The sequence below is a fragment of the Flavobacterium sp. genome, assembly GCF_044369455.1.
GTDB lineage: Bacteria > Bacteroidota > Bacteroidia > Flavobacteriales > Flavobacteriaceae > Flavobacterium.
Window position 1 is genome coordinate 1 of the sequence record NZ_JBIPLW010000095.1, and the last position, 7,519, is coordinate 7,519.

The following is a 7,519-nucleotide window of genomic DNA, read 5'->3' on the forward strand; positions in this document are numbered from 1 at the left end:
TATCCGTGCTCATGCGGATGTAGCCGACTGATGCAATAGATTTAGCCATGATGTTCACCGTTCTTTAGATTAGGATTCCAGTACTTCAAAATCTGCCAGTACCTTCATTTCCTTGCCCCATTTGCTTAGGTCAACATGCGTAGCAGTTACTGCGTTCCTGTTAAGGTCAATAGCGTAATAGTCCCCTAGTTCCCCATACCCCCGTGAATCTACTTTGCATTTTCTTAGCTGCTCGTTGTCCTGCTTTAGTTTCCTGTTAATCCGTGCCAGCAATGCCCGTTCCGAAATCATCACCTTTTGAAGTCTAGCCATCTTTGTTACCCCCAATGAAACTGTACCACAAATACACACAAACACACATTCACAGTACCACACATCACCAATAGCGTCAATTCGGTTTTCCAGGCTGCCACTGAACTAGCTTCCCTGTATCGTCTGTTACAGCTGCTGCTGCCTTATACCACCTGTCGGCCAGTGCATATTCACACGATACTGGAATATCCCCCAACAGCTGCTGCATAGCGATACAGCAGATGTGTTCCACCTTCTGGGCAGCTGCGGTATGGTCGGCCTGTATTGGCAGCTCTATAACAAATTCATCATGAACGAATGCTGCGATGCGATAGCCTGCCTTAACCAGTTCCCACATTGCTAGTTTTGCGCCATCAGCTGCGAGCCCTTGGAACGGTGTATTCCTTGCAGCCGTGAACCCAACACCCCCACGAATCCTGCCTGTTGGTGTAGCCACTGGGGAACACATCAATTTCCGTAGGGGGCTGGTATCGGATGCATCCCGGCCTGCAATGGGAACAACTAGGGCAGGATTTTGGTTTAGCATTGCCAGCTGTTGCCAAACTCGGCTAACTGTTGATTCGGAATAGGGGGTTCCGTCTGCCTTTTGTGGCTTCCCCTCTACTACTTTACGCAGCATCCCGTACTGCCTAGGTTCCGACCAAACAGACCGAACCAGTACTGCATCTGTTTGCAATGTGGCAGCTAGCACTGTGGCTGAATCCTCGGATAGGTACAGCTTTAGTTCAGGGTATACCAGTTCGGTCAGCATGGTTCTGAATTGTGTAGCCTGGTCCAATGTCATATCAACACCGTAGCTGTGCTTGGCATAGCTAACCAATGATGCAGCCCCTAACCCACCGGGCAGCCCGAAATTGATTGCCTTAGCTTGCTGCCGTAGTTGCTTCTTGTTTGGCAGGTGCTGGAATTGTTCCAGGCCGATACCTGCGAACATAGCTGCCGTGTAGCTGTGGGGGTCTATGCCAGCTTTTAACACATCGCCCAGTTTGCTGAATCCGTATCTGGCATAGCAGACTGCTGCCAGGGTTCGCAGCTCAATTGCTGAATAGTCGATAATCAGGAACAGGTAGCCAGGTCTGGGTACCACTGCTTCTCGAATGTGGCTGCTGCGTGGCAGCTGCTGGATATTGGGACCACTACAGCTGGTTCGGCCAGTTCGTACCAGTACCCTGTACCTGGGATGAATTACTGGTTCCGATAATGCATCGAAAAATGTACGCAGCTTGGTTAGTTCCTTGAATGTGCAGTAGCTTTCAATGAACGAGTGCAACCCTCGGTACTCGTTCCAGCAGTCGTTCACGGATGTACTAACCCTACCCGTCTGCGTACCTGGTACCTGTATGCTGTGTCCAACTGCGATAGCTGCCAGGTTCACCAGCAGCTGTTTCTGGTTCATCTTCGGTAATCCCGAATCCTTATTCACCTTGAACAGGTATGGCTGCTTCTTGTATTTGTGGAACAGTTTGGAATCGTGCTTCTCTAGTTGGCAGATTGCCTGCTGGATGTTTTGTTCCAGGTCTGTTTCCAGCTGTGCAGCTCGTTCTGTATCGATATGTAGCCCGTTCCTATGCATAAGGTCCAGGCATATCGCAGCCTTAATCTGTATTCCCTCGGTTAGGAATCCGAACCTTCGTTGAACACCGGCTGCATCTGTTATCTGTTTGGCAATCGCTGTTAGCCGACAGAACACCTGGTACGTAATTGCAGCATCAGTGGCAGCATATTGGAAGAATCCGGGATCCAGCTGTTCCCAGTCCGTACCGATGGTTTCACCGTACCGCAGCCTGTACAGGTCCTTTTCAAGCGTAACACCTAGCAACTGCTGGGCAACATCGGCCAGGCTTGGTAGACGGTCATCATCGGTCTGGGCTATTCCTATTAGGCCAGCAAGCAGCATCGAATCATGTACCTGCTGCTGGTCCACTGCCGACCATAGCCAGTTGATTGCATCGGGGCTCCCTGCCAGGTTCTTATGCATAACCCAGAAATCGAATGCGATGTTATGGCAGACCATGTGGCAGCCTGCTGATAGATGCTGCACCAGCAGAACTGCCAACTGGTCTGGATGTACGATGTAGGTCTGCATTCCATCCGATACCGATACCATAGCCAGCTGCGGTATCTTGTGCCCTGTTATCAGCTCAGTTTCGGTATCCAGTGCGAAATACCTGCCCAACTGCTGCCCTTCCCACCAGGACCATGTGCAATCAGTTTCTGCGGTCAACATTGTTCTATTTCCTGTGTCTACGTGTCTACAGCGTCTACAGCGTCTACAGTTCCTGACTGTCCGTGTAGACATGTAGACAGTAGACGGCTAACTAGGGATGAAAACAGTACCTAGCAGCCTGCCCTGTCCTGCATCTAACAGCTGTTGCAGTATGTTTCGGGCTTGGTTTGCGGTTTGAATGCTGCGTCTGCCTTGCTGCAGCCGCCTAGCATCAACACCAGATGGGCAGTTACTTCGGATCCATGCAAGGTGGCTTTCCAGGGTATCGGTCCTGCAAGACTGCATACCGTTCCTGTAGTTCCGTTCCAGTTCCCTACCGAACCACCAGGCTAGATCGATGCCTGCCGTTGTGCTGTTCACATCCACGGGCTGCATTGCCTGCCCCTGTGGATACTGCTGCAGCTGCTGAACTACGGAGAACACCAGTGCGAACCGTGCAGCTGCTGGGCGTAGTTTCAACCATGCCGACCGCAGGGCAGGTTCCTGTGGTTCAGCATGGTCTGCTGTTTGGTCCAGGTACTTGATGAATAGTTTTTTAGCATCATCTGTAAACGGTAGGGGAACGCTGCGGTATCTATCGGGCTGGTACTGTTCCCCTGGTAGCATGAATAGCTGCTGGGCTATGTCGAACATGGCATTATCAGTCTGTTCGGCTACTTCCAGTTCCGACCATCGCACTATCTGGGCTGGTGGCACGGCAGACAGAATACGGGCTGCGAACCCGTTTGCTACGAACCGTTCGCTAAACAGGGTACTGGCTGCTACTTCGGGCTGGATGGTTCCACAGACTGATACCGCTGTACTAGGTAGGTACATTCGGTAGCCATCGGTTTTACGGTTTACCTGCATGTGTTTGCCGACGTAGATAGATAGCCAGTTCTCTACATCCCTGCCCTTACCGGCTCGGTACTGGTCGAATGATCGCAGCCAGCCAGCCAGTTCATCTATACATAGCAGCAGACCGTGCCAGTTGTTGCTGTGAATGTCGGCCAGGGTTTCCATCGTGCAGTCATCAATGGTTATCTGTGTATTGAATGGCTGCTTCGCTGGTTTAGGTCCAGACTTATCCGATGCCTGATATGTCGATACTGCATCCTGGTGCTGCAGGTCCATCTGTTTCCGTTTGTCGTTCAGCATTCGTTCAATACGCTGGGCTGGTTCTGTTGCTGCCTGCCAGCCAGGTGTTTTACCTGTACTTACATCTGCTACGGTTGCACACCACAGTATGGCTGGTTCTGTCCAGTTCCGTTTCACATATAGCCTGCGGGACTGGCCTATAAGCGATGCTAGTACAGCAAGCATAGGAACAGCTACGAACGCTGCATCTACCCCGATAGCCTGTGCATGCTCGGTAACATACGCATGGACCACATCAGGCAGTAGGTCCACAGGGAACGGAACATACGCTTCTGGTTCTGGGGATGTATCCTGCTTCCAGTTTACCTGGGCAGTATGGACCTGTTCGGCGTATCGAATGCGAACCGCAGCCGCTGCTGTAGCGAAGTCCCCACCATGTTCCAGCATTGTGTACGTCGCGAACGCATCATAGGTATGGGCTGCCTGAAATGGTGCTGCCGAACCACTGAACACATAGAACAATGGTTTTCCGTCCTCGGTCTGCAATGCCCCTAATGTGGCAGATGTACCTGCTGCTAGTGGTTTAGCTGGTCTGGTCCAGTGTTCCACATCGTCCCCGTCGATGTGGTGCAGCTGCCAGTTGTGGGTGGTTAGCAGCTGCCGAATGTCGGTCAGCTCGTTGAACACATCACCAGGTCTAGGTTCCCCTTGGTACTTTTCCCCTGCTTGTCGCTGTACATGCTGTGGCTGGTATCGGCTGTACTTTCGGCAGATTGCCAGCAGTGTATCTACTTCTGCATCGGTCAGCATCGGTAGAGAATCAAACGAACCGTGAATCAGCTGGTACGTCCGGCCAGTGGGATGAACCGCAGCTGGTGAACCTACCCCGACTGCATAGTTCCCTGTACCACGGGTTTCAATCAAAATAGCAGGAACAGATACCTGGTTCCCATCTGCATCCAAAACAGGTGTACCATCTGCGTTCCAGTTAGGCTGTGGTTCGGTCCATGCCAATACCTGTTGTTTTGCTGGTACGCTTTGCTGCCGGAACCAAACCTGTCTGCCGGGCCTAGGTGTAGCTACTGCCAGCAGCTTAGATGTAATACCGGGCAGCTGCTGTTCGGCATCGTTCCACCATCGCTGAAAATGCTGCCCGGATTCGTTGTCAAAGTCGATGACGTGAAGGTTCTGACTAATAGGGCCGCATACCACACCTATGCCGCAGGGATGGGCTGAGCCGAACCACTGTTCTAACTCATGGTCTGATGGGAGCCGTTGTTGATAGACTTTCCATGAACCTGCTGGTTTTTTTGTACCGTCGGTTACTAGTGGTAAAATGCCAAAACCGTTGGCTATATATTCTCGTGCTTGTGTCGTATAATCCATTTTGTGCTTTCGAAAAACACCCAGCCTGATGTACTTGGCGGTTCACCAGGCTGGGCTTTACGTGGTTGACTACTACTGGTCAAAATCGAATCGCAGCTGTTGCAACTGGTTGCGATTCTTAAATTCCCGAACCATTTGGTTCAGTTTTGCCTAGTCCGATTTAGCTGCTGCGGTAATCAAATCCGCAGCTGCGTCATGCTCTAAACCATGTTTCTCGGCTACCCATTTGACGAAACCGGTAGTCCATATTCCTTGCCGTAAAACAGCTAGTGATAGACGACTTTTCATTTCGCTATGCCTCATATGGAATATTTGGGGCCTGTAAAGGTGCAGCAACTTGTTGTGGCTGCGGTGCCTGCATCTGCTGAGGTGCTGGTACGTACTGCTGTGTAGGTGCTGGTAAGTGATACTGGACTGGATGTTGCATCGCTGGCCTGCGTACTCGAATGCACGGGACCTGACGACCACTGAAAAACGTAGTCGTGGAATACAGCTCAACAGGCTGCCCTGTCCATGCTGCAGTATCATCACCGAACCAACCGGCAATCTCCATGCTGTTTACTTTATTGAGAACCAACCCCCGCTGTTCGCCATGAAATCGAAGAACAGGTTTGCTACTCTTCTCTTCCCCAATGGTTTCCACGGTAACGGCTGCCATCGACAGTACCCTGGGCTGCGGTAGATCCGTTGCCTTTAAATAGTTGCCCGAAAATGCTTCCGAAATTTTCATCTCTCAAACCCTTCAAACTTAGAACATGCGAACCGCATCTAGGCATCGACTGCACAGCCGATAACATCCGAGACAGATCCGCAGGTTCGGTAGTGTCTTGTTGTTATTCGTCGGCCTGTGGTAAGGCATCGACATAGCAGGCCCTGCACAATTCGCAGTACAGGTGCCCATCGTCGGCTGTGTGGCTTGGTTCGTTGCCACAGCGTATACATCTTGGTTCACACGGTTCGTGCTGGGTAAGGTCCAGCAGCATTTCGGCCAGGGCTGCGATTGCAGAATCGGGGATTTGTTCAGCCTGCATAGCCGGCCCCCCTAGCGTCGATTGCGTTCAGTTCATGCCGAACCAGGGCTACAGCTTGGCTGCTATAATCGTCAGCCTGGTTTGTACTTGGCTTCAACCACAGAATTATGGACTGACCAGCGATAAATCGTTGGTGCCCTCGTTTGACGGTCGCAAGTGCGCCCTCGCGAATTGCACGCTGAATTGCGTCTTTGCTTATGCCTAGCTCTAGTGCTGTCGTATGCACTGTGTAGAAAGCGTTGGCGTCGATCCGAATAGCTTCCATCTGTGTAGTTCCTTTCTGGGCTACACAGACTTTAGGCAAGCCTCAGGCGATTGGAACCGAAGAATCTAGGCTTAGAAGGTGAATGCAACTATCTTGCAACTCATGCAACTATCTTGCAACTCGCTTCTGCAGTTCGTTCTTGTCTAGCGGTAATTGAATACCATGGGCAACGGCAATAAGTCGAAATGCCGCATAGTCAACAAACCATCTATTACCCCGAAGTTCCTTTTCCGAATTGCGCAGTTGGTCCTTCCATCGTTTGATGGTCGAAGCGTCACGTGGAATGCTCGTGCTCATTAGAGTGAGAGGCACGAACTCGGAATTCGGTAGGCGAGTTTGCCTCCCTACAACGGCAGCCCACTCGCGATCTATCCATGCGCGTAGCTTGGGTAGTTGTTTCGCGGGAAGTACACTTTGTAGAGACTTGATTTGCTCTAACCCACACAAAGTATCTCGCAGTTGTTCGGGCGAGCGTTTATGCATATCGCTGATTCCCACGACATGGTTATCCGGTGCACCTCGTCTGTCCAGTTCATCGTTCAGCCCGTCCTCTACCCACAGTATCGCCATTCGTAGGAGTTTGAATGCTTTCTCATGCGCCGTTGCACAGAGCCCGAAATCTGGACGTGGACCTTCGCCGACTGACGCTAAGGCCAATGCATCGAATACTGGCGAATGTTTCAAATCGCTTGTGGCACACTCAAGGCCGGGTTGAAAAATCTCCATTGCCTGTCGAAAGGTGTTTAGAGCAGTGTCTATCGCAGCGAGATGACGTGCGGCCTTTTCCCTATCGTAATCGTCTTCCTGGGATCGCGCCGCCCAACAAACCATGTCCCATGTTGAATTGAGACAATCTAGCGCCATAGCACGCACGCTATTCCAGTCGTTCGCCATGATGTCACTTCCTGATAGTGACCTGAATGAAGAAAACGCGGCAGCCGGTCAGGTTTCCGGTTTTCGGGGATCAGCCTAGCCGCGACCTCACCATTTTACCGCGATGTCGTTTCACTGCTACTCAACAAATAGGGTGTACTCTATCTGCTACTGAAACCGCAGTTTGAATGGGCCGATATTGGAGACAACCACCAGATGCACCGAAATCCTCCTGACTATCGCCTGTTCAAACGCAGTGAACTTGAGAAGGTCTTGGAACTCATGGAGAGTCCCACTGCTGACATCGTGTCAGTGCCACCAGTGGCAGGCGTCACCATGGAGGCCATT

At 51.4% G+C, this 7,519-nt stretch carries 4 protein-coding genes; all 4 read right to left on the minus strand.

Annotated elements, in window-relative coordinates; genetic code table 11:
• Positions 1-388: 388 nt before the first annotated feature.
• The 4 genes from ACIQ2L_RS14735 to ACIQ2L_RS14750 all read right to left on the minus strand — a co-directional run bounded on the left by ACIQ2L_RS14735 (position 389) and on the right by ACIQ2L_RS14750 (position 7,192).
• Positions 389-2,539 carry a DNA polymerase gene (locus tag ACIQ2L_RS14735; RefSeq protein ID WP_396160183.1) on the minus strand — a complete coding sequence of 717 codons (2,151 nt, stop codon included), beginning with the start codon at positions 2,537-2,539 and terminating at the stop codon, positions 389-391.
• A gap of 87 nt (positions 2,540-2,626) precedes the next feature.
• Positions 2,627-5,002 (minus strand): DUF3987 domain-containing protein, encoded by a 2,376-nt coding sequence (locus ACIQ2L_RS14740; protein WP_396160185.1) that lies wholly within the window; start codon positions 5,000-5,002, stop codon positions 2,627-2,629.
• Positions 5,003-5,294: 292 nt separating this feature from the next.
• Positions 5,295-5,732, minus strand: coding sequence for a hypothetical protein (locus ACIQ2L_RS14745; protein WP_396160187.1), 438 nt, complete (start codon positions 5,730-5,732; stop codon positions 5,295-5,297).
• Positions 5,733-6,406: 674 nt separating this feature from the next.
• Positions 6,407-7,192, minus strand: a complete 786-nt coding sequence (locus ACIQ2L_RS14750; RefSeq protein WP_396160189.1) for a hypothetical protein — start codon at positions 7,190-7,192, stop codon at positions 6,407-6,409.
• Between the last annotated feature and the right edge of the window lie 327 nt (positions 7,193-7,519).